The sequence below is a fragment of the Porcipelethomonas ammoniilytica genome (assembly GCF_025567485.1).
Lineage (GTDB): Bacteria > Bacillota > Clostridia > Oscillospirales > Ruminococcaceae > Porcipelethomonas > Porcipelethomonas ammoniilytica.
In genome coordinates, this window is sequence record NZ_JAOQKH010000001.1 from 39,003 (window position 1) to 61,296 (window position 22,294).

At 36.8% G+C, this 22,294-nt stretch carries 20 protein-coding genes and 1 riboswitch; of the genes, 17 read left to right on the forward strand and 3 right to left on the reverse strand.

The annotated features are described in order from the left end of the window. Positions 1–6 precede the first annotated feature (6 nt). The 7 genes from OCV67_RS00205 to OCV67_RS00235 all read left to right on the forward strand — a co-directional run bounded on the left by OCV67_RS00205 (position 7) and on the right by OCV67_RS00235 (position 10,107). Positions 7–2,154, forward strand: coding sequence for a Tex family protein (locus OCV67_RS00205; protein ID WP_147641840.1), 2,148 nt, complete (start codon positions 7–9; stop codon positions 2,152–2,154). 9 nt (positions 2,155–2,163) lie between these two features. After that, entirely contained in the window at positions 2,164–2,940 is a 777-nt protein-coding gene (locus tag OCV67_RS00210; RefSeq protein ID WP_317235022.1) for a class I SAM-dependent methyltransferase, read from the forward strand. A gap of 9 nt (positions 2,941–2,949) precedes the next feature. After that, complete coding sequence (locus OCV67_RS00215; RefSeq protein WP_147641842.1) at positions 2,950–4,023, forward strand: alpha/beta hydrolase family protein; 1,074 nt, start codon at positions 2,950–2,952, stop codon at positions 4,021–4,023. 82 nt (positions 4,024–4,105) lie between these two features. Beyond that, positions 4,106–6,772 (forward strand): glycoside hydrolase family 9 protein, encoded by a 2,667-nt coding sequence (locus tag OCV67_RS00220; protein ID WP_147641843.1) that lies wholly within the window; start codon positions 4,106–4,108, stop codon positions 6,770–6,772. Between the two features lie 295 nt (positions 6,773–7,067). Beyond that, positions 7,068–8,408 (forward strand): SH3 domain-containing protein, encoded by a 1,341-nt coding sequence (locus OCV67_RS00225; RefSeq protein WP_147641844.1) that lies wholly within the window; start codon positions 7,068–7,070, stop codon positions 8,406–8,408. Positions 8,409–8,411: 3 nt separating this feature from the next. After that, entirely contained in the window at positions 8,412–9,380 is a 969-nt protein-coding gene (gene prmA / locus OCV67_RS00230; RefSeq protein WP_147641845.1) for a 50S ribosomal protein L11 methyltransferase, read from the forward strand. An 82-nt stretch (positions 9,381–9,462) separates the two neighbouring features. Continuing rightward, positions 9,463–10,107, forward strand: a complete 645-nt coding sequence (locus tag OCV67_RS00235; protein ID WP_147641846.1) for an HAD family hydrolase — start codon at positions 9,463–9,465, stop codon at positions 10,105–10,107. Between the two features lie 46 nt (positions 10,108–10,153). Here the strand turns inward: OCV67_RS00235 and dapB are convergent, their stop codons facing one another. The 3 genes from dapB to asd form a co-directional block, all read right to left on the reverse strand. Further along, a complete protein-coding gene (gene dapB / locus OCV67_RS00240) occupies positions 10,154–10,906 on the reverse strand; it encodes a 4-hydroxy-tetrahydrodipicolinate reductase (RefSeq protein WP_147641847.1) in 753 nt (250 codons plus the stop codon). Between the two features lie 22 nt (positions 10,907–10,928). Then, positions 10,929–11,816, reverse strand: coding sequence for a 4-hydroxy-tetrahydrodipicolinate synthase (gene dapA / locus OCV67_RS00245; protein ID WP_147641848.1), 888 nt, complete (start codon positions 11,814–11,816; stop codon positions 10,929–10,931). An 83-nt stretch (positions 11,817–11,899) separates the two neighbouring features. Continuing rightward, the gene (gene asd, locus OCV67_RS00250) at positions 11,900–12,979 is read right to left on the reverse strand and encodes an aspartate-semialdehyde dehydrogenase (protein ID WP_147641849.1); all 1,080 of its coding nucleotides are present in this window, start codon (positions 12,977–12,979) and stop codon (positions 11,900–11,902) included. 119 nt (positions 12,980–13,098) lie between these two features. Then, positions 13,099–13,275: riboswitch (Lysine riboswitch) on the reverse strand. 61 nt (positions 13,276–13,336) lie between these two features. Between asd and queA the strand changes: the two genes are divergently transcribed. The 10 genes from queA to frr all read left to right on the forward strand — a co-directional run bounded on the left by queA (position 13,337) and on the right by frr (position 22,290). Then, the gene (gene queA / locus OCV67_RS00255; protein ID WP_178084940.1) at positions 13,337–14,362 is read left to right on the forward strand and encodes a tRNA preQ1(34) S-adenosylmethionine ribosyltransferase-isomerase QueA; all 1,026 of its coding nucleotides are present in this window, start codon (positions 13,337–13,339) and stop codon (positions 14,360–14,362) included. Positions 14,363–14,375: 13 nt separating this feature from the next. Continuing rightward, positions 14,376–14,738 (forward strand): PAS domain-containing protein, encoded by a 363-nt coding sequence (locus OCV67_RS00260; RefSeq protein WP_262644110.1) that lies wholly within the window; start codon positions 14,376–14,378, stop codon positions 14,736–14,738. Next, positions 14,735–15,466: a DUF3592 domain-containing protein gene (locus OCV67_RS00265; protein ID WP_147641851.1), complete on the forward strand. Its 732-nt coding sequence runs from the start codon at positions 14,735–14,737 to the stop codon at positions 15,464–15,466. Before OCV67_RS00260 ends, OCV67_RS00265 begins: the two co-directional genes overlap by 4 nt. A gap of 44 nt (positions 15,467–15,510) precedes the next feature. Beyond that, entirely contained in the window at positions 15,511–16,641 is a 1,131-nt protein-coding gene (tgt, locus tag OCV67_RS00270) for a tRNA guanosine(34) transglycosylase Tgt (protein ID WP_147641852.1), read from the forward strand. 11 nt (positions 16,642–16,652) lie between these two features. Then, entirely contained in the window at positions 16,653–17,216 is a 564-nt protein-coding gene (locus OCV67_RS00275) for a manganese efflux pump MntP (RefSeq protein ID WP_147641853.1), read from the forward strand. A gap of 181 nt (positions 17,217–17,397) precedes the next feature. After that, the gene (locus OCV67_RS00280; protein ID WP_147641854.1) at positions 17,398–18,936 is read left to right on the forward strand and encodes a DUF3794 and LysM peptidoglycan-binding domain-containing protein; all 1,539 of its coding nucleotides are present in this window, start codon (positions 17,398–17,400) and stop codon (positions 18,934–18,936) included. Between the two features lie 9 nt (positions 18,937–18,945). After that, positions 18,946–20,421 carry a stage IV sporulation protein A gene (gene spoIVA / locus OCV67_RS00285; RefSeq protein ID WP_147641855.1) on the forward strand — a complete coding sequence of 492 codons (1,476 nt, stop codon included), beginning with the start codon at positions 18,946–18,948 and terminating at the stop codon, positions 20,419–20,421. A gap of 139 nt (positions 20,422–20,560) precedes the next feature. Next, positions 20,561–20,884 (forward strand): thioredoxin, encoded by a 324-nt coding sequence (gene trxA, locus OCV67_RS00290; RefSeq protein WP_147641856.1) that lies wholly within the window; start codon positions 20,561–20,563, stop codon positions 20,882–20,884. A 138-nt stretch (positions 20,885–21,022) separates the two neighbouring features. Continuing rightward, a complete protein-coding gene (gene pyrH / locus OCV67_RS00295) occupies positions 21,023–21,733 on the forward strand; it encodes a UMP kinase (RefSeq protein ID WP_147641857.1) in 711 nt (236 codons plus the stop codon). 2 nt (positions 21,734–21,735) lie between these two features. Beyond that, positions 21,736–22,290, forward strand: coding sequence for a ribosome recycling factor (gene frr / locus OCV67_RS00300; RefSeq protein ID WP_147641858.1), 555 nt, complete (start codon positions 21,736–21,738; stop codon positions 22,288–22,290). Positions 22,291–22,294: the final 4 nt, after the last annotated feature.

Here is a 22,294-nt window from a genome sequence, read left to right on the forward strand (position 1 = left end):
TAAATTATGGACATTAATAAAAAATTAGCGGAAGAATTCAAATTAAGACAGGAACAGGTTGACAATACTGTAACACTTATTGATGAAGGTAAAACGATACCTTTTATTGCAAGATACAGAAAAGAGCTTACAGGTTCGCTTGACGATCAGATTCTCAGGGAACTGAATGACAGACTTTCATATCTGCGTAATCTGGAAAACAGAAAAAATGAAGTAAGTTCGTCAATTGAAGAACAGGGTAAGCTGACTGAAGAAATTTCAGAGGCACTTGAAAAAGCTATAACGCTTGTTGAAGTTGAGGATATATATAGACCATTCAAGCCCAAAAGAAAAACCAGAGCAAGCGTAGCCCGTGACAAGGGACTTGAACCTCTTGCAGAATTTATTATTGAACAGAATATCGACAGCGATCCGGAATCAGAAGCTGAAAAGTATATAAATTCTGAAAAGGAAATTGAAACGGCAGACGCCGCATTGCAGGGCGCAATGGATATAATTGCGGAGGACATTTCAGATAATGCGGAACTCAGAAAGAAAATCAGAGCGCTTTATGAAAAAGCGGCAAAAATAGAATCCAGGGCAACAGATGAGGAAGCAGAAACAGTATATCAGAATTATTATGAATTCAGCGAGGGCGTATCCAGAGTTGCCGGACACAGAATCCTTGCCCTTGACAGAGGTGAAAAAGAGGGAGCATTAAAGGTTTCTGTAGTAATTGACGAGGAATTTTGTTTTTCTGTTGCTGAAAAAATGTTTGTTAAAAATAACAGCAGGTGCGGAGAACTTGTTAAAACTGCCGCACAGGATAGCTGTAAGCGTCTTATAATGCCGTCTGTGGAACGTGAGATCAGGTCGGAATTGACTGCTAAAGCCGCTGAGGGAGCAATAAAAGTATTTTCTTCTAATCTGAGACAGCTGCTTTTACAGCCGCCTGTTAAAAATCAGATTACTCTGGGCTTTGACCCGGGTTATTCTCATGGATGTAAGATGGCAGTTGTTGACAGTACTGGTAAGGTTCTTGATTCGGCGATAGTATATCCTACGTTCCGTAAGGATAAGGACAATGCTGCAAAAGCCAAAATAAAAGCTATTATTGAGAAAAACGGCGTAACTGCTATTGCTATCGGTAATGGTACGGCTTCAAGGGAAAGCGAAGCTCTTATCGCTGAAATTCTTCATGAAATACCGCAGAAGGTAAGTTATATGGTTGTCAGTGAAGCAGGAGCTTCTGTTTACTCCGCTTCTAAGCTTGCAGCGGAGGAATTTCCGGAATTTGACGTATCTATTAGGGGTGCAATTTCAATTGCAAGACGTTTACAGGATCCTTTAGCAGAACTTGTAAAAATTGATCCCAAGGCTATCGGCGTAGGGCAGTATCAGCACGATATGCCCAAAGCAAGGATGAACGAGGCTCTTTGCGGTGTTGTTGAGGATTGTGTGAATTCCGTAGGCGTTGATCTTAATACCGCTTCTCATTCTCTGCTTTCATATATATCGGGAATCAATGGAACAGTGGCTAAAAATATTGTGTCATACCGTGAAGAAAACGGTGCATTTACCGATAGAAAACAGCTTTTGAAAGTGCCTAAGCTGGGTAAAAAGGCATTTGAGCAGTGCGCCGGATTTTTAAGGGTAAGGGACGGAAAAAATCCGCTGGACAATACAGCTGTTCATCCAGAGAGCTATGAGGCTGCAAAAGGACTTATGGAACAGTGCGGATTTAAGCTTACTGATATTGGTACATCCGAAATGGGAAAAATCAAAGATACAGTTAATCAAAGGGGCAGAAAATCAGTATGTGAAAAACTTGGAATCGGTGTGCCGACTCTTACGGACATAATTGAAGAATTGCAGAAACCGGGACGGGATCCCCGTGACGAGTTGCCTACACCGCTTATGAGAAGCGGCGATATTATGGAAATTAAGGATTTGAAGCCTGGTATGGAGCTTGTGGGAACGGTTAGAAATGTTATAGACTTTGGAGCGTTTGTTGATATCGGAGTGCACGAAGACGGTCTTGTGCACATTTCACAGATATGCGACCGCTTTATAAAGCATCCGCTGGAGGCTGTCAAGGTAGGAGAAATCGTAAAGGTCAGGGTTATGGATGTTGACGTTAAAAGAAAAAGAATTTCTCTGACAATGAAAATATAGGAGGGTATTTTGAAGAAAATTGACAATGGAAATGCTTTTGATTTTGGACTTGCTGCCGAAGATTATGCAAAGTACAGAGATATTTATCCTGAGGAATTTTATAATAAAATATATGAATTAGGTTTTTATCGTAAATTCCAAAGGGTTTTGGATATGGGAACTGGTTCAGGTGTTCTGCCGAGAAACATGTATAAATACGGTTCTGATATAACTGCTGCTGATATCTCAGAAAATCAAATTAAATATGCTGAAATTTTATCAGAAAATATGGGTATTAAATATTTGACAGGTTCTGATTTGAATCTGAAATTTGATGACAATACTTTTGACTGTATTACTGCTTGTCAGTGTTATTTTTATTTTAATCATGATATCTTTGCTGAAAAAGCGTCACGATGGCTGAACCCAAATGGTAAATTAGGTATGTTTTACATGGGTTGGCTGCCGGAAGAAGACCGTATTGCGCAGATGAGTGAAAATTTAATCAGGAAATATAATCCGGACTGGAGTGGATACGGTGACTACAGACACAAAATAAAACTTCCGGAAATTTATGATGATTATTTCAAGACTGAATGCAGTGAAATTTTTGATGTAAGAGTACCCTTTACAAGAGAAAGCTGGAATGGAAGAATTAAAGCATGCCGTGGAATAGGTGCATCACTTTCCAAAAACCTGATTAAAGAATTTGAAAATGAGCATATGGAGATGCTTAGAAAAAATGCAGAAGAAAAATTTAGTGTCCTTCATTATTGTGCGGTATTATCGCTTAAAAATAGAAAATAGGAGATTTATATGAAAATAACAAAAGGAAAGCTTATAAAAAGGATAGTTATTATTTTTATTTGTGCTGTTATTCTGATTTTCTGTATAGGTTCATTTTTTGCAGTAAAATCAGTTTTCAGGAAAAACTTTGAACGGAGAGATATTTCGTATTTTACTGCATTTTTAAGATTTGATGATATTGAGGATATATATAAAAAAGTTGTACAGTTTGATTCAGGAGAAAATACTTTGGTCGGATATGTTTTCGGCAGTGAAAACAGTCATGGATTGGTTGTAATGTCTCATGGAATGGGCGGAGGAGCGGAAAGCTATACTTCTGAAATAGTGTATTTTGTTGAAAATGGATATCGTGTATTTGCTTTTGACAATACAGGCTGTTATAACAGTGAGGGAGAAAGTATGATGGGTATGGCACAGTCTGCTATAGATCTTGATGCTGCACTTACATATATTGAATCAAATGATGAACTGAACGGGCTTCCGGTATTGCTTTACGGTCATAGCTGGGGAGGATATGCCGCAGCGGCGGTTCTTGGATCTGATCATGATATTAAAGCTTCGGTCAGTATTTCCGGATATGACACTCCTATGGGAATAACGGCAGAGTTTTCTGAAAATATGATGGGAAAACCTCTTACCTATATTGAATATCCTTTTATTTGGCTTAATAATAAGCTTACCTTTGGAAGTAAAGCTAATATTTCAGCGGTAGATTCTATAAATTCTTCAGACGCTCATGTAATGATTATTCATGGTACGGGGGATGAAGTGGTAAAATTTGACGGCGCTTCAATTATTTCACATAAAGATGAAATTACAAATCCGAATGTTGTATATAAGGAAATTGACGGTAAATTAAACGGTCATAGTAATATTTTTATGACGGAAGAAGGTGAGGAATATTTAGAGGAATTGAATGAGGAGTATGATGAGCTGGATAAGCAGTATAACGGTGAAATCCCTCATGATATTGAAAAGGATTTTTATGATAAAATTGATAAAAATTTGACAAGTCAGCTTTCAAGGCAGTTTATGAACGATGTAAATGATTTTTATATGAATGCTTTGGAATTATCTAACTGAAATATTATAAAATTTCTTTTTTCCCCTTTACATTTTTGAAAAAATGTATTAAAGTAATATTATTGAAACAGGAGGGAATACAATGACCAAAAATAAAATAAAAAAATCACTTTCATTAATAGCGGTTTCTGCTGCAACAGCTTTAAGCTTAGTCGGTATGTCGATTACACCGTCAACATTTGTGTCTGCCGGTCAGCAGCTGGGACAGACTGATTTTGAAAATGGCGTCGGACTTCCATGGCACGTATGTGAGTCTGCTCCGGGAAAAATGGAATTTGAAATTTCCGGAGGCGTTTATAAAATAACAATTGTAAATCCGGGCGGAGCTTCAAAAGGCGGTGAGGACAGATGGGACTGTCAATTTCGTCACAGAGGACTTACGATTGTAAGCGGCAATACATATAAGGTTTCTTTTGAAATAACTGCAAGCAACGATTGTACTTATTATACAAAAATAGGAGATATGGCAGAGCCTTTTGCCGAGGACTGGCACGGCGAACCTGATCCGTCTCAGCACGAAGCGTTTTGGAATGTTCAGCAGCTTCAGGCAAATCAGACCAAAAAAGTAGAGGGAACATTTACCGCCAACAGAACTGCTGAAGTGGAATGGGCATTCCATATCGGCGGAGATACTGTTTCGGAGGGAACGGTTTTTACATTTGATAATATGTCATTGGAATGTACTACAAGTGATGAATATGATTATCAGCCGGAAGAAGAATGGGTAAGATCTGATATTCTTACAAATCAGTTGGGGTATTTTCCGCAGATGAATAAAAAGGCTACGCTCCTTTCAGATTCAACATCTCCTGTAAAATTTGAATTGAAGGATTCCGGCGGTCAGACTGTTTATGAGGGTGAGTCAGAGCCTAAAGGACTAGATGCCGATTCAATAGATAATGTTCATGAACTGGATTTTTCTGATTATGATCAGCAAGGTACTTACTACATTGAAGCTGAAGATGGCGCTAAAAGCCGTGAATTTCAGATAGGAAACGGCGAGATGTATTCTTATATGCTTTACGACTCTCTCAACTATTTTTATCAAAACAGAAGCGGTATTGATATAGAGAGTCAATATATAATTTCCGGAGACAGTTCTTCTCTGGCACGAGCAGCAGGGCATCCGTCCGATGTTGCAACAATTGAACAGACATGGGGTTATTCCGGCAGCAGCGGAACTCAGGACGTGACCGGAGGCTGGTATGATGCCGGAGATCACGGCAAATATGTTGTAAATGGTGGTATTTCACTCTGGACAATGCAAAATCAATATGAGATGGCTCTGAAAAACGGAAGTGAAGCTGTTTATGCGGACGGAACTATGAGTATACCGGAAAATGCAAATGGTTATCCTGATCTTCTTGATGAAGCAAGATATGAGATGGAATGGATGTTCAAAATGATGGTTACAAGCGGAGATTATGCTGGAATGGTATATCATAAGGTACATGATGCAAAATGGACTGCCCTTGCTCTTGCACCTGCCGATGATCCGGAAGAGCGTATTATTAAACCGCCCACGACTGCTGCAACACTTAATATGGCGGCATGTGCGGCACAGGCTTACCGTCTCTGGAAGAATATTGATCCTCAGTTTGCAGAACAGTGTCTCACAAATGCTGAAACTGCTTATGAGGCTGCAAAAAAGCATCCTGATATGTATGCTCCTCTTGACGAATCAGTCGGCGGCGGTCCTTATGGTGATGACGATGCAACAGATGAGTTTTACTGGGCAGCATGTGAGCTTTTTCTTGCTACAGGTGATCTTGCATATCAGAAAGATATTGAATCGTCGCCTCATTATCTGAAAATGGAAGTAAAGCTATCCGGCGGAGAAGATGTTGACAGTTCAGGCAGCTTTAACTGGGCTCATGTTGCCGCACTGGGTAATCTTTCAATGGCTTTGAATACAGATAAGATGGGTACTCAGGCGAAGGAACAGCTTACTAAAAGTATTTCTGACGCAGCCGATTATTATGAAGAACTTACTGAAAAGCAGGGGTATGGTCAGCCGTATGAACCGGGAACTATTAACTATAAAATTGACAAACATGGTTATATCTGGGGTTCAAATTCATTTATCATGAATAATAATATAGTAATGGCTTATGCTTATGAGCTTACCGGAGATGATGATTATCTTGACGGAGTGGTAAGCGGTATGGATTATATTCTCGGTAGAAATCCAATGGACTATTCCTATGTTACAGGTTATGGAACTCATGCTGTTGAGAATCCTCATCATAGATGGTGGTCATATCAGGCTGATTCAACTTTTCCGAAAGCGCCTAACGGTGTGCTTGTAGGCGGACCTAATTCGGGTATGCAGGATCCGTGGGTGAGGGGATCAGGCTGGAAGTTGGGAGAAAGAGCGCCGGCAAAGTGCTATATGGATAATATTGAAGCATGGTCTGTAAATGAATGTACTATTAACTGGAATACTCCGCTTGCATGGGTCAGTGCTTACCTTGCTGATAAAAACGGCGGTGTTATTGTAACAAAAGGAAGCAGCGATGCTAATGCTAACAAGTCTGATAATGAGATCGTTCAAAATTCCGCAGCAGGAAAAAATCAGCAGAACAGTAATAACGATCTCGGAAAAAAAGCTGATACGCTAAGAAGTGAAAGCAGCGGCGGTTGGGGATTAGTTCCGTTTTTCATTGCAATAACCTCAGCAGTTTTGGTAATAGAGTGTGTAATTTATTTTGTAAAGCGTTCAAGGAAGGAGAAAATTTCGATGAAATAATTGCAGTAAGGTATGCGTTAAATCAAAAATTATTAAAAATGGTTGTATTTATGCAGCCATTTTTTTATTTTTTATGTAATCTTTTTGTAATATATAGCTGCTTTAATGTAATTTTGTTATATTATTAGTAAAATGTTACAAAAAGCAGAGTGAAATATGGACAATATTATGGATTGAAAAACCATTAAAGTCATGTTATAATAAATAAGTAATTATAAAAGTTACATTTTGGTTAAACGTAACGATTTTGGATGAAAATAAGATTACATTTTAATTAAGAAAAAGAGGAACGGTTATGGTCAGAAAATTTAATAAAATAATTGCATCATTTATAGCCGTAATTTTTATGTTTTGCACGTCTTTTACAGTTTTTGCTGCTGACGGCTATAAGGATTGGACTCAAGGCGATTCCAGATGGGGAAATAAAACGTTAGGCTCATGCGGCGACACAATGGCGGAAATCGGATGTGCAGTTACTTCAATTGCAATTTTAGTTGTTCATTCAGGTTCAAAGAGTGAAAGTTCCTTTAATCCGGGAACCTTGTGTGATTATCTCAGTAAAAACGGAGGATTTGATAATTATGGAAATGTATATTGGGGCGCAGTTTCAGGATTAGTGCCGAATTTTACTTTTGAAAAGAAAGCGTCATTTTCTTCTAATACTAAATCAAGCATAACAAATGAACTGAAAAATTACATAAATCAAGGGTATTATATTGTTATGTCTGTTAAATATGACGGACATTGGATTGCTATAGATACTATTAAAAACGGTGAAGTTTATATGATAGATCCGGCGCAGAATAAAACGGACAAGCTGTTTGATTATTATGATGCTGCCGGAATGCTTCAGGTAAGGCTTTACAAGGGTAAAAACCTTCCTTCAAAGATTGACGATACATCGGTTACGACACCTAAATACTTGACCGGACATTATATAACTACTGACGCACTTAATTTAAGGCAGTCTTATAGTACTTCTTCAAATGTACTTTTAACGATTCCAAAGAGTACTACTGTTGTAGTAACACGCGTTTATAATAACGAATGGGGACAGGTTGAGTATAAAGATAAAACAGGCTGGATTTATTTGGAATACACTAAGTATACAGAGAGCTCGTATAGCTATAAGACAGGTAATTATAAAGTGAATTCATCAACCGGAGTCTATATGCGTTCGGGAATAGGAGGACAAAATTCTACGGTATGCCTTGTTCCATATAATGCTGTTGTAAATATAAGCTCTGTAAGCGCTAACTGGGGAAAAGCGGCATATAACAGTAAAAGCGGCTGGATTTGTATGGAATATCTTAATTATTCGGGACCAGCTTCAACTCAGGCTACTACGACTCAAAAAGTTACTACGACTACTACTGTTAAAACTACAGTCAAAACTACAACTACAACCAAACCGGTAACTACTGCTGTTACAACTACAACAAATCCGCTAAAGAAAGGTGATGTAAATCTGGACGGTAAAATTAATAAGACAGATTTAATATGCCTGAACAGATATCTTGCTAAGCCTTATGAAACAGATTTTCCAACAAGTTATAATATGGATGTAAATAATGATAAGATTATAGATGAACGTGACGCAGTGTATTTGTTTAAAAAAATAAATAAAGGAAATTAGAAAATGAACTGGACAGAAGTTAATATATATACGGAAACCGAAGGTATTGATATATTGTGTGCTTCCTTAATGGATATTGGAATAAAGGGATTTGTTATTAAGGATTCAAATGATTTTAAAGAGTTTCTGGAAAATAAGAATGGTAAATGGGATTATATTGACGATGATCTTATGAATCTTAGTAACTGTGAAACATGCCTTACAGTTTATCTTCCTGACAATTCTCAGGGAATGGAAATGATGATATCCTTGAAAACATTGCTTAAGCAAATGAAAAGTAATGATAAAAATAATATTTTCGGACGTCTTGAATTGGAATTGTTACAGGTTAAAGAGGAAGACTGGGCAAATAACTGGAAACAGTATTTTAAACCGTTGAAGGTCGGTAAAAAATTGCTTGTAAAACCGTCATGGGAAGAATGCAGTAACACTGACGGAAGAGTGATATTGGATATTGATCCGGCGTCAAGCTTTGGAACAGGGCAGCACAATACGACAAAGCTTTGTCTTGAGCTTCTTGAAGAATCATTGAATTCCGGAGATAGAGTACTGGATCTTGGTTGCGGCAGCGGGATACTTTCAATAGGTGCAATGCTTCTTGGTGCAAGTGAAGTAACAGCCGTTGATATTGAACAGAATGCCGTTGAAACTGCTATTGAAAATGCCGCAAAAAATAATATTACCAAGGATAAGTATATGGTATATTGCGGAGATGTTATCAGTAATAAGGAACTGTGTGAAAAAATCGGAGGCGGATATGATTTAATTACTGCTAATATTGTTGCGGACGTTTTAATTGCAATGAAGGATATTTTTCATCAAAAGCTTAAAAATAATGGAATCTTGATTATATCTGGTATTATAACCGAGCGTAAGGACGAGGTAGTTAATGCCGTAGTTCACGCTGGATTTGAAGTTATAGATACTGCTGAAGGAGAAGGCTGGGCAGCAGTAAAGCTTAAGGCAATATAAATAAAAAAGCAGGTTTTAAACCCTGCTTTTTTTAATTGCACAAATGTAGTATGAGTGTTATAATATAAATGGAGGCGATAAAATGAAATTAGCAATTTTTGATCTGGACGGAACATTAGTAAATTCACTGGCAGATATTGCCGAGGCAACTAACTATGCAATGCGTATTCTTGGTTTTCCTGAGCATGAGCTTTCGGAATTTAATTATCTGGTAGGAGACGGGGTTGCAAAACTTATTGAACGTGCGCTTCCCGTAGAAAATCAGGATAAATTTGATGAAGCATTGTCATTATATAATAATTATTATAATAAGAATTATACTGTAAAAACATATATCTATGACGGTATTGAAAAAATGCTGAATACGTTGAAAGAAAAAGGTTTTGAACTGGCAGTAGCTTCAAATAAAACTCATGAATTTACAGAAAACGTTATTTCATATTATTTTGGCGATGAACTTTTTTCAGAGGTTTTTGGAAAATCTGAAGGAAATCCTGTAAAGCCCAGTCCGGCAATAGTTGATAATATAATGGATAAGCTCAATATTTCCAAGGAAAATACTGTCATGATCGGTGATACATGTATTGATATAAAAACCGGAAAAAATGCCGGAATTAAAACTATTGGCTGCCTTTGGGGATTCAGGACTCTTGAAGAATTAGTAAATGCAGGAGCAGATTATATTGCTGATAAACCTTTAGACATTGTGAAATATTTATGTGAATAAATAAAAGCGTGCTTTTAAATGAAAAAAGCACGCTTATTAATTTGAATTAACCAACAATACTTCCCATATCGTAAAGACCAGGTTTTTGTGATTTAACAAAAATTGCAGCATTTATAGAACCTTCAGCAAAAACGGTTTTTGATGCGGCAGAATGAGAAATTGTGACAGTTTCATCATTTCCTGCAAACAAAACTTCATGTACACCAACAATAGTACCGCCTCTTACAGCGTGAATACCGATTTCATTCGGTTCACGTTTTTTGCGCTGTGAGTGTCTGTCATAAGTATATTTCATGTCATCGTTTCTGGTCTCATTTATAGCGTTAGCGATCATTAAAGCAGTACCGCTGGGCGCGTCAATTTTTTGATTATGATGCTTTTCAATAATTTCAATATCAAACTGATCTCCTAAAATTGCAGTTGCTTTTTTAGCAAGCTGAACCAGCAGATTAATACCTAATGACATATTCCATGAGAAAAATACCGGAATCTGAGCAGAAGCCTTTTTAATTTCAGAAATTTGTTCGTCACTGTAGCCTGTTGTTGCTAAAACTATAGGAGTTCCTGTTGTCATGCAATATTCCAGAAGAGGTGTAAGGCAGGAAGGATGAGAATAGTCGATAATAGCGTCAGGCTTTTCGGGCAGTTCATTAACAGAACTGTAAATAGGAAAATCAGCATACTGATGAGTATTAATATCAATACCGCCTATAACTTTACAGTCCTTGCGCTCTTTAATACAGCGGTAAATTGTCTGTCCCATTTTGCCGTTTGCACCGCAAATTACAATCTTAGTCATTTTATGATCCTTTCCGTATATATTAAATCAAACCGATTTTTTTCATAGAATTTTTCAATGTTTCGATGTGTTCGTCGGTCATTTCACATAGAGGAAGTCTGCAAGGTCCCGACGGCATTTTCATTTGATTCATAGCTTCCTTTATAGGAATAGGATTGACTTCAATAAACAGGTTATTGATAAGTTCAAGATACTTCATTTGAAGCTTTGCTGCTTCTTCACAGTTGTTTGCAAGACAAAGCTGAGTGATTTCATGTGTTTCCTTTGGCATAATATTTGAAATAACAGATATAACTCCCTTAGCGCCGATAGACATCATAGGAACAATGATATCATCATTACCGCTGTAAACGTCCAGTAGATCGCCGCATTGTGCAATAAGCTTTGAAGTATAGCTTATGTTTCCGCTGGCTTCCTTGACAGCAACGATATTTTTGTGCTGGCCAAGAATTTTATAAGTATTCATGTCAATGCTGACGCCTGTACGGCCTGGAATATTATACAAAATAATTGGAATGTCAACAGCGTCTGCTATTGCTGTAAAATGTGCTACTAGACCTTTTTGCGATGCCTTATTATAATAAGGAGTTACAAGCAGAAGTCCGTCTGCACCCTTTTCCTGAGCAATCTTTGAAAGCTCTACCGCATATTTTGTATCATTGCTGCCTGTTCCGGCAATAACTGGTATTCTTCCGGCAGTTTTTTCAACAGCAAATCTGATGCATTCAATATGTTCGTCATCAGTCATTGTCGATGCTTCGCCGGTTGTACCGCATACGATTATAGCATCAGTGCCGTTAGCAATCTGGTATTCAATATTTTCAGCAAATCCGTCATAATTAATTGAACCGTCTGCATTCATCGGTGTTATAATTGCAACGCCGGCACCGGTAAAAATTGTATTTTTCATTTACTTTGACCTCCTTAATAAAGTCAATCGTATAGTAAGCCATTTATATCAACAGCTAACTTTTAATTATATAATAATGTAAATTAATCAAAATAACCATTAGCAGCCAACAGCTCAGCCAGGAGTACGCCGCCGCCTGCCGCACCTCTAAGCGTATTGTGAGACAGGCATACGAATTTGTAATCATACTGAGTGTCTTCTCTGAGTCTTCCTACAGAAACTGCCATACCGCCTTCAAGATTTCTGTCCAGCTTAGCCTGAGGACGATTATCCTCTTCAAAATAGTGAATAAACTGCTTTGGAGCCGACGGCAGATCAAGCTCCTGCGGAGCGCCCTTGAATGCAGCCCACTTATTAAGAATTTCTTCTTTGGAAGGTTTTTTGTCAAATGATACAAAAACAGCAGCTGTATGACCGTCTGAAACCGGAACTCTAAGGCACTGTGTTGTGATAGAAGGAGTTTGAGCGTTTACGATCTTGTCGCCTTCAATGTGTCCCCATACTTTTAGAGGTTCCTGTTCAGATTTTTCTTCTTCTCCGCCGATAAAAGGAATAAGATTGTCGAGCATTTCAGGCCATGTTTCAAAAGTTTTGCCTGCGCCTGAAATTGCCTGATATGTGCATGCGAGGACTTTTGTAATACCGTATTCCATCAAAGGATTAAGTGCAGGAACATAGCTTTGGATTGAACAGTTTGATTTTACCGCAATAAAACCTTTTTTTGTTCCAAGACGCTTTCTCTGTGATTCTATGATTTGAATATGATCATCGTTTATTTCCGGTACTACCATAGGAACATCTGGAGTACCTCTGTGAGCAGAGTTGTTTGAAACAACGGGAATTTCAGCTTTTGCATATTTTTCTTCAAGAGCTTTTATTTCGTCTTTTTTCATGTCAACTGCACAAAATACAAAGTCAACAAGACCTGCAATTTTTTCAATATCGTCAACGGCATTTAATACAACCATATTCTTCATTTTTTCAGGCATAGGAGAAGTCATAGCCCATCTGTTTCCTACCGCCTCTTCATAGGTTTTTCCGGCAGATCTTGGAGAAGCGGCAAGAGCCGTAACCTCAAACCAAGGGTGATTTTCCAGTAATGTGGCAAATCTCTGACCTACCATACCTGTGGCGCCGATAATACCTGCTTTGTAATGCTTCATTTTTACTAACTCCTTACATAGTTAAAATAGTTAAAAATAATAAATTAAAAAAACCGGTTGAAAACCGGCTCATCATACGATATAATAGAAATATTGACATTACAACTATATTTAAATTGAATGCCGATAGCTCTCCATCAAACGCTGATGACAATCGCAATCCTGTTAAGACTGCAATCAGAACAGATTTTACCGGGATCTGTTCTTCGGCAGCATTGCCTTTTACGTCTGCATAAAAAGTCGGAATGGTTTTCCTGTCAGACGCTACTCATCGCAGCCGCACCTCTACCATAGTTTTTATAATATCATGTTATTCTTGTTATGTCAATACACTTTTTTAAATTTAGGGGAATAAAAATGAAAAAATCTGATTTTTACTATAATTTACCGGAAGAATTAATAGCTCAGACTCCTGCAGAGCCTAGAAATTCATCAAGACTAATGAAAATAGACAGGAAAACTGGAGATATTGTTCATTCCCGTTTCTATAATTTATGCGATTACCTTAAAAAAGGTGATTTATTGGTACTCAATGATTCAAGAGTTTTACCTGCAAGACTTTACGGTGAGAAAAAAGATACGGGAAGCTTTATTGAATTTCTGCTTCTGGAGCAGAAAGGAGATAAGCTTTGGGAAATTATTTGCCGTCCGGGAAAAAAAGCTAAGGTTGGTACAGAATTTTCTTTTGGGAACGGTATACTAACTGCAAAAGTTATTGAAGTAAAAGATGATGGAAACAGAATCGTAAAATTTTCATGTGAAGGGAATTTTTATGCAGTACTTGATGAAATCGGACAAATGCCTTTGCCTCCTTACATAACCGAAAAGCTGGAGGATAAGGAACGTTATCAGACGGTTTATTCTAAAGAGTTGGGTTCTGCCGCTGCTCCTACTGCCGGACTGCATTTTACTAAAGAGCAACTTGAAGAAATCCGGTCAATGGGTGTTGATATTGCTTATGTTACCTTGCATGTAGGACTCGGAACATTCCGTCCGGTAAAAGAGGACGATATATTAAATCATAAAATGCATAGCGAACACTATCATTTAAGTGAGGAAACTGCTGAAAAGATCAATCGCACAAAAGCGTCCGGCGGACGTGTTATAGCTGTAGGTACAACTTCATGCCGTACTCTTGAAAGTATGGAGCTTGAAAACGGTTTGGTAAAGTCCGGAGACGGATATACTGACATTTTCATTTATCCGGGATATAAATTCAAGCTTCTTGACGGACTTATCACTAATTTTCATTTGCCGGAAAGTACGCTGATAATGCTTGTGTCGGCATTTTTAGGTTACGAAAATACTATGAATGCGTATAAAATTGCAGTTGAAGAAAAATATAGATTTTTCAGTTTTGGGGATGCTATGTGTATTTTGTAAGAAGGAGGACTTTATGGAACTTTCAATATATTTTAAAAGTATAATTGATCAGGATATATGTCCGATAGTTATATGTAATCTTTCACATGAAATAATTTATATGAATCCGGAAGCAGTTGAAAGATATGCTAAAAGAGGCGGTATTGAACTGATAGGAAAATCGCTTTTAAATTGTCATAATGAGGATTCAAATTCTAAAATAAAAAAAGTTGTCGATTGGTTCAGTGCAAGCACGGAAAATAACAGAATTTTTACTTTTCATAATCCGAAAGAAAATAAGGACGTATATATGATCGCTCTTAGAGATGATAACGGCATTCTTATCGGATATTATGAAAAGCATGAATATCGTACTCCAGAGAGGATAAACATATGAAAATCAAAAAAGGTAAAACCGTATTTACAATTATAGGTGCTATATTTTTTATAATTGGAATGATACTGGTTGTTATAGGCGGTATATCATTGGCAAGAACATCAGCGTTTATGAATTCCGCTCAAAAGACAAAAGCTGAAATAATAAGTATAAGTGCAGACAGTTACAGAAGAAATGGTAAAAATCATACCCATTATGATGTTTGGATTGAATATACAGTTGACGGCGAGGTCTTAGAAAAAAATATTAATGAATATAATTCAAGCATGTATGAGGGCAAAGAAATTGAAGTGTATTACGATCCTGATGATCCTTCAGATGTAAGAACAGATTCAAAAGTATTTGAGTATATATTTTTAGGAATTGGCGGTTCATTTGCCGTAATCGGAGCAGTATTTCTTATAATAAACATCATAATGGGGCGTCGTATAAAAATCCTAAAGAAATCAGGAGATAAACTAAGCGGAATAATTACTAATGTTACAATGAATTATAACATGACTATTAATAATCGTCATCCATATAAAGCAGAGTGCGAGGTCATAAATCCGTATGATGGTGAAACATATCTTTACAGTTCTGAAAACATCACTGATGATATATCAGGATTAATAGGCATGACGGCAACAGTTTATGTAGACAGAAGTAATAAGAAAAAATATTACGTTGATATTTATGAATTATTGGATAAGTATAACAAGGATAATAGGATTCATGATTATAGATAAATAATTATATTAAATAGTGATTTGTTTAACATAAAGGAGAAATTATGTATACATTATTAAAGAAAGAGGGAAAAGCAAGAAGAGGACAGTTTGAAACGGTACACGGTACTTTTCAGACGCCCTGCTTTATGAATGTAGGAACTGCTGCGGCAATTAAGGGTGGTATTTCCTCTCTTGATCTGGTAGATTTAAAATGTCAGGTAGAGCTTTGCAATACATATCATCTGCATTTGCGTCCTACGGATAAGGTAATAAAGGAAATGGGCGGACTGCATAAATTTATGAACTGGAATCGTCCGATTCTTACCGACAGCGGAGGATTTCAGGTATTTTCTTTAGCCAAGCTGCGTAAGATTAAAGAGGAAGGCGTTTATTTTTCTTCTCATATTGACGGAAGAAAGATTTTTATGGGTCCGGAAGAAAGTATGCAGATACAGTCTAATCTTGCTTCTACTATAGCTATGGCGTTTGATGAGTGCATTGAAAATCCGTCGGAGCATGAATATGCGGCAAATTCAATTGAGCGTACTACACGCTGGCTTTATCGCTGCAAAGAGGAAATGGAAAGACTGAATTCTTTGAGTGATACTATAAATAAGAATCAGATGCTTTTCGGGATCAATCAGGGCAGTACTTATGATGATTTGAGAATTAAACATATGGAGGATATAGCTAAACTTGATCTGGACGGTTATGCCATCGGCGGACTTGCAGTGGGTGAATCCACCGAGGAAATGTACAGAATTATAGATGTTGTCGAGCCTTACATGCCTGTGAACAAGCCGAGATATCTTATGGGAGTAGGAACTCCGTCAAACATTATAGAGGCTGTTGCAAGAGGCGTTGATATGTTTGACTGCGTTATGCCAAGCCGTAATGCAAGGCATGCGACAGTATTTACATGGTCGGGAGTCATGCATCTTACAAATAAGTGCTATGAAACTGACAGCCGTCCAATAGATGAAGAGTGCGGCTGTCCTGTCTGTCGGAACTTTACGAGGGCGTATGTACGCCACCTTTTCAAAGCCGGTGAAATGCTTGCCGGACGCCTTGCAGTTATGCATAATCTATATTTTTACAATACTCTCGCAGAAAAAATAAGAGACGCTTTGGATAACGGTAATTTTAAGGATTTCAGAAAAAAATATTCCGGATTGCTGTCAAAGAGAATTTAGGGGGACAAATAATGAGTATAATTGAATTGATTCTTATTGGAATAGGTCTTTCAATGGACGCTTTTGCGGTATCGGTGACGAATGGGCTTTGCTGTAAGAATATCAAGGCTGGAAAAACGATCATGACGGGGGTCTGTTTCGGAGGATTTCAGGGATTAATGCCTCTTATCGGCTATTTTTTAGGACGTGGTTTTGCGAAGTATATAACGGCTTTTGATCATATTATAGCTCTAATTTTGCTTGGATTTATCGGTGGTCAGATGATATGGGAGTCGTTTAAAAAGGACGAAGAAAAGAATGAAAGCAGTATTCTTACCGGAAAAATGCTGTTTATGCAGGGAATTGCGACCAGTATTGATGCTTTAGCAGTAGGAGTAAGCTTTGCAGCGCTTGAAAATGTAAATATAGCTTTTGCAGCGACTGCCATTTGCAGTATTACATTTATGTTTAGTATTGTTGGAGTACTGATAGGAAAGAAATTCGGAAATATACTTAATAATAAGGCTCAGTTAGTTGGCGGACTGATTCTTGTAGGAATCGGAGTTAAAATTTTTGTGGAGCATACGTTTTTTTAATAATTTATACCGTGTTTATTGTGAGGAACATAAAAAATATGTTCCTCACATTTATTATATCACTATTATATTAAATTGACAGATTTGTCATAATCGAAATTAAATTTGAATATACTGATTTTAGCAAGACAAGTCCGGATAAATCTAATAACGGATTTTGTGTAAATTAGGAGGTATATAAATGGATTTAAAGATTAACCGAGAAATGCTGTCAGTCAGTGAAAAAATATATGATGGTGTTCAGGAACAAAGCGTTGAACTTGATTATATTTTACCTGATTATTATCCCGACATTTTTAAACTAATTAAATGCTGTATTGTTCCGACTATTATTTCCAGTAATATTAACGGTGATTCATTAACATATGAGTTACTTGCTGACGTTAAAATATTATATTGTTCTGAGAAGGATAATAAATTACAATGTATCAATCAAAAAATGACATACTCAAAAACAGTGCAGATGGGAGCAAATGTAAATAAACCCATGGTTTCTCTGATCCCTAAGGCAGATCACATAAATTGCAGAGTTGTAAATCAGAGAAGAATTGATATGCGGGGTGCTGTTTCAATAAAAGTCAAGATTACCGGCGAAACCACTCAGGAAGTAATCTGCGATATATTTGGTATGAATGCACAAATGAAAAAAATACCGGTTGAATATGCCGCTAAAAAAATTATAGAAAATAAAACTATAACAGTTAATGAAGATGTTGAGTTAAACATGTCTAAACCATCGGTTTCAGGTATTGTAAGGTCGGATGTAATTTTGTCTGAACCTGATAAAAAAATTATATCCAATAAACTTGTAGTTAAAGGAGACGCTGAAGTAAAGGTTTTATATACATGCAGCGACGGAATGGAAACTATGAATTTTTCAGTTCCTTACAGTCAGATCGTAGATATGGAAGGTCTTGACGAAAATTATGATTGTTCAGTAAATCTTCGGTTGGTCTCATGCGATATTATTGCAAATACGAACAGTGACGGCGAAAATAAATTATTAAAATGTGAATTAAAAATCGGAATACGCTGCCGTGCAATAAAAACGCTTCCTGTGCAGCTTGTTGCCGACGCATATTCAACTTCTTATCCATGTGAATATGCTTCGTCCAAATTTATGATTGACCAGCCTCCCGTATCAGTAAATGAAATTTTTCAGAATAAAACTTCTATTGAAAATGATGATGGAACAATAGCTTGTGTTTATGATGTTTGGAGTACTGTAAAAAATATTAATATTCAGATAAATTCTGAAGAACGTTCACTGAAAATAAGCGGTATGCTGTGCTTTAGCATTATGATAAAAAATGAGAATAACTTTCCGGCTATACTGGAAAAAGAAGAAGCGTTTGAACATGTAGTGGAAAATGATAAAATAACTGAAAACAGTTTAGCGGAAATAAATGTTGAACCTCTTGGATGTACTTATACTCTTACCTCATCAAACGGTTTATCTATAAAAACGGATATTCGGGTAATCGGCGATTTATTTACGTCTTCAATGTGTGAAGCTCTTACAGATGTAAAATTTGACGATACTGTAAAGATCACCAGAGACGGAGATTATGCGCTTAAATTATATTACGGAGTAGAAAATGAAGACGTATGGAATATTGCCAAAAAATACTGTACATCAGTAAATGCAATAATGGAAGAAAATTCTCTAGACAGCGACCGTTTAACAGATAACGGCATGTTATTGATACCAATTGTGTAGGAGGATAAAATGGTTAACGATATTTATAATGATATATCCAGAAGAACGGACGGAGATATATATATAGGGGTAGTCGGACCCGTTCGAACGGGAAAATCTACATTTATAAAAAGATTTATGGAATCGTTGGTGATTCCGAATATTGAAAGTGATTTTAAAAGAGAAAGGGCCATTGACGAGTTGCCGCAGTCTGCCGCAGGCAAAACCATAATGACTACCGAGCCGAAGTTTATTCCTGAAGAAGCGGTTGAAGTTAATCTGGAAGACGGTGCAAAATTTAATGTACGTTTGATTGATTGTGTCGGATACATAGTTCCAAGCTCACTGGGATATATAGAGAATGAAGCTCCCAGAATGGTTGTAACTCCATGGTTTGATGAAGAAGTGCCGTTTAATATGGCTGCGGAAGTGGGTACTCAAAAGGTTATATCCGAACACTCTACAATCGGTTTGGTGGTAACTACCGATGGAAGTATTTCAGATATTCCCAGAGAGGAGTATGCAGAATGCGAAAAGCGGGTTGTTGAAGAACTGAAAGAAATAAATAAACCTTTTATTATCATAATGAATTGCTTGGATCCTGAAGCGGAAGAGTCCGTATTGTTATGTGAGGAGCTTTCCGAACAGTATGGAGCAACCGTTATACCTGTAAATTGTCTGGAGCTGAGTGAAAAAGACATTAAGTATATTATGACTCAGATATTGTTTGCATTTCCGATTAAAGAAATTAACATAAGAATGGAAAAATGGATAACAGGACTTGCAAAAGGTCATTGGTTAAAAGATGAGATTTTTTCAAAAGTAAGGGAATCTGCGCAGGATATTAAATTAGTAAGAGAGGTTAAGCAGGCGGCGGAAAAAATAAGGGAGTGTCAGTATATAACGGATTCAAAAATTGCTGAAATTGATCTGGGACAGGGAAGCGTTACCATACAGGTTAATCTTGACAGTACGCTGTTTTACAAAATACTTGGTGAAACGACCGGTATAGAGATCGTAAACGAGAGCGATCTGCTTCCGATTTTAATGGAACTTAATAAAATAAAGAAAGAGTATGAAAAAATTAAACCGGCGCTTGATGAAGTTGAGGCAACCGGTTATGGAATAGTAATGCCGGACATTGACGAGCTTTCTTTGGAAGAACCGGAAATAATAAAGCAGGGAGGAAAATACGGCGTAAAGCTTAAAGCTTCCGCTCCGTCAATTCATTTAATGAAAGCGGCTATTAATACAACGGTCAGCCCTATAGTGGGTACAGAAAAACAAAGTGAAGAACTTGTTATGTATTTATTATCAGGTTTTGAAGAAAATCCAAAAAAAATATGGGAATCAAATATTTTTGGAAAATCTCTCCATGAACTTGTAAACGAAGGACTTCATAATAAATTGTACAAAATGCCTGTAGATGCAAGAATGAAATTACAGGAAACCTTAGAACGTGTTATAAATGAAGGCTGCAGCGGTCTTATCTGCTTTATTCTTTAAAAATTAATAAAAATACTTCCTTTTATGAATTTCATTGCCGAAAAAAATCATAAGGGAAGTTTTTTTTATAATATTGTTGATATTTATTAAAAAAAGTGATAAAATATTCATATAAATACTTTAGGATAAGGAGAATTATATGAATATTATCAATGACAGTAACTTTGAAAATGAAGTTTTAAATTATAACGGAAAAATTTTGATTGATTTTTGGGCGGAATGGTGCGGACCATGTAAAATGATGACGCCTGTTTTTCAGGAGCTTGAAAAAAGTTTTAATAATATTAAATTCTGTAAGATTAATGTTGACGAGTGTTCCGCACTTGCAGAACGTTTCGGCGTTATGAGTATTCCTACATTTATTTTATTTGAAAACGGCAAGGCTGTAAAGCAAATGACAGGCGCACGACCGAAATCAGAATTGGTAAATTATTTTAATTTGGATATTGACTCGAAAATTTAATATTTTCGGGTTATTTTATTTATCTGTAATTGAGAGTAAAAAAATGAATAATTATTTTTAATAAATTTGTATAAATAGACTTTACATCTTGGTAATTTTAGTGTAAAATATAAAAAGAATATTTTGCGAGGTGTAAAAATGGAACTTAAATATAAAAGAGTGCTTCTGAAATTAAGCGGTGAAGCATTAGCCGGAGAAAATAAATTCGGTTTGGATTATAAAGTAATTACCGATATATGCAACAGTATAAAAAAATGTGCTGACGCAGGAGTGGAAATGGGAATTGTAGTCGGGGGAGGAAACTTCTGGAGAGGACGTTCCAGCGGAGGTATGGACAGAACAAGGGCAGACCATATGGGAATGCTTGCAACTACCATTAATGCACTGGCTATTGCCGATGTACTTGAATCAATGGATATTGACGTAAGAGTGCAGACTGCTATCACTATGCAGCAGGTTGCCGAGCCTTATATAAGAAACAAGGCTATGTCTCATCTGAAAAAGGGCAGACTTGTAATTTTCGGCTGCGGAACGGGAAATCCGTTTTTTTCCACTGATACGGCAGCAGCATTGAGAGCAGTTGAAATTGAAGCTGATATTTTTCTCAAAGCTACAATGGTTGATGGGGTTTACGATAAAGATCCCAATAAATATAATGATGCCGTTAAATATGATTCACTGACGTTCAGCGACGTGTTAAATCAGGAGCTTGCTGTAATGGATAGTACTGCCGCAACTATGTGCCGTGATAATGATATGGGACTTTTAGTATTTGATCTTAGCCGTCCTGATAATATTTATGATGCAATAATGGGTAAAAATATTGGAACTATTATAAAGGAGAATTGATTATGAATGAAAAAATAAAAAAAGCAGAAGGTAAAATGACTAAATCTGTGGACAGGCTTAAAGGAGAATTTGCTGCGATCAGGGCAGGCAGAGCAAATCCGGCAGTACTTGATAAAGCTATGGTTGATTATTATGGAGTACCAACACCTATAAATCAGATGGCTGCCGTTTCAGTGTCTGAAGCCAGAATACTTCTGATTCAGCCTTGGGATATTTCAACATTAAAAGCAATTGAAAAGGCAATAATGACGTCGGATATAGGTATTACCCCAACAAACGACGGTAAGGTTATAAGACTTGTATTTCCTCAGCCGACTGAAGAAAAACGTAAGGAGCTTTGCAAGGAAATAAAAAAATACGGCGAAGAAACAAAAGTGGCAGTTCGTTCGATAAGAAGAGATGCGCTGGAGTCCCTGAAATCTATGAAAAAAGAAGGGGAAATCACAGAAGATGATTTGAAAGATCTTGAAAAGGAAGTACAGAACTTAACAGATAAATTCTGTAAAAATATTGATAATCTTGTTTCCGAAAAGGAAAAAGAAATTATGAGCCTGTAATATA

Bases quoted from the DNA above. Each gene is read 5' to 3' on its own strand.
- dapB (WP_147641847.1), bottom strand. From the start codon at position 10,906: ATGACTAAGATTGTAATTTGCGGTGCAAACGGCAAAATGGGACAGACA.
- trxA (WP_147641856.1), top strand. From the start codon at position 20,561: ATGAATATTATCAATGACAGTAACTTTGAAAATGAAGTTTTAAATTAT.
- OCV67_RS00260 (WP_262644110.1), top strand. From the start codon at position 14,376: ATGGAACTTTCAATATATTTTAAAAGTATAATTGATCAGGATATATGT.
- prmA (WP_147641845.1), top strand. From the start codon at position 8,412: ATGAACTGGACAGAAGTTAATATATATACGGAAACCGAAGGTATTGAT.
- tgt (WP_147641852.1), top strand. From the start codon at position 15,511: ATGTATACATTATTAAAGAAAGAGGGAAAAGCAAGAAGAGGACAGTTT.
- dapA (WP_147641848.1), bottom strand. From the start codon at position 11,816: ATGAAAAATACAATTTTTACCGGTGCCGGCGTTGCAATTATAACACCG.
- OCV67_RS00215 (WP_147641842.1), top strand. From the start codon at position 2,950: ATGAAAATAACAAAAGGAAAGCTTATAAAAAGGATAGTTATTATTTTT.
- spoIVA (WP_147641855.1), top strand. From the start codon at position 18,946: ATGGTTAACGATATTTATAATGATATATCCAGAAGAACGGACGGAGAT.
- OCV67_RS00235 (WP_147641846.1), top strand. From the start codon at position 9,463: ATGAAATTAGCAATTTTTGATCTGGACGGAACATTAGTAAATTCACTG.
- queA (WP_178084940.1), top strand. From the start codon at position 13,337: ATGAAAAAATCTGATTTTTACTATAATTTACCGGAAGAATTAATAGCT.
- pyrH (WP_147641857.1), top strand. From the start codon at position 21,023: ATGGAACTTAAATATAAAAGAGTGCTTCTGAAATTAAGCGGTGAAGCA.
- asd (WP_147641849.1), bottom strand. From the start codon at position 12,979: ATGAAGCATTACAAAGCAGGTATTATCGGCGCCACAGGTATGGTAGGT.
- OCV67_RS00265 (WP_147641851.1), top strand. From the start codon at position 14,735: ATGAAAATCAAAAAAGGTAAAACCGTATTTACAATTATAGGTGCTATA.
- OCV67_RS00275 (WP_147641853.1), top strand. From the start codon at position 16,653: ATGAGTATAATTGAATTGATTCTTATTGGAATAGGTCTTTCAATGGAC.
- OCV67_RS00205 (WP_147641840.1), top strand. From the start codon at position 7: ATGGACATTAATAAAAAATTAGCGGAAGAATTCAAATTAAGACAGGAA.
- OCV67_RS00225 (WP_147641844.1), top strand. From the start codon at position 7,068: ATGGTCAGAAAATTTAATAAAATAATTGCATCATTTATAGCCGTAATT.
- frr (WP_147641858.1), top strand. From the start codon at position 21,736: ATGAATGAAAAAATAAAAAAAGCAGAAGGTAAAATGACTAAATCTGTG.
- OCV67_RS00280 (WP_147641854.1), top strand. From the start codon at position 17,398: ATGGATTTAAAGATTAACCGAGAAATGCTGTCAGTCAGTGAAAAAATA.
- OCV67_RS00220 (WP_147641843.1), top strand. From the start codon at position 4,106: ATGACCAAAAATAAAATAAAAAAATCACTTTCATTAATAGCGGTTTCT.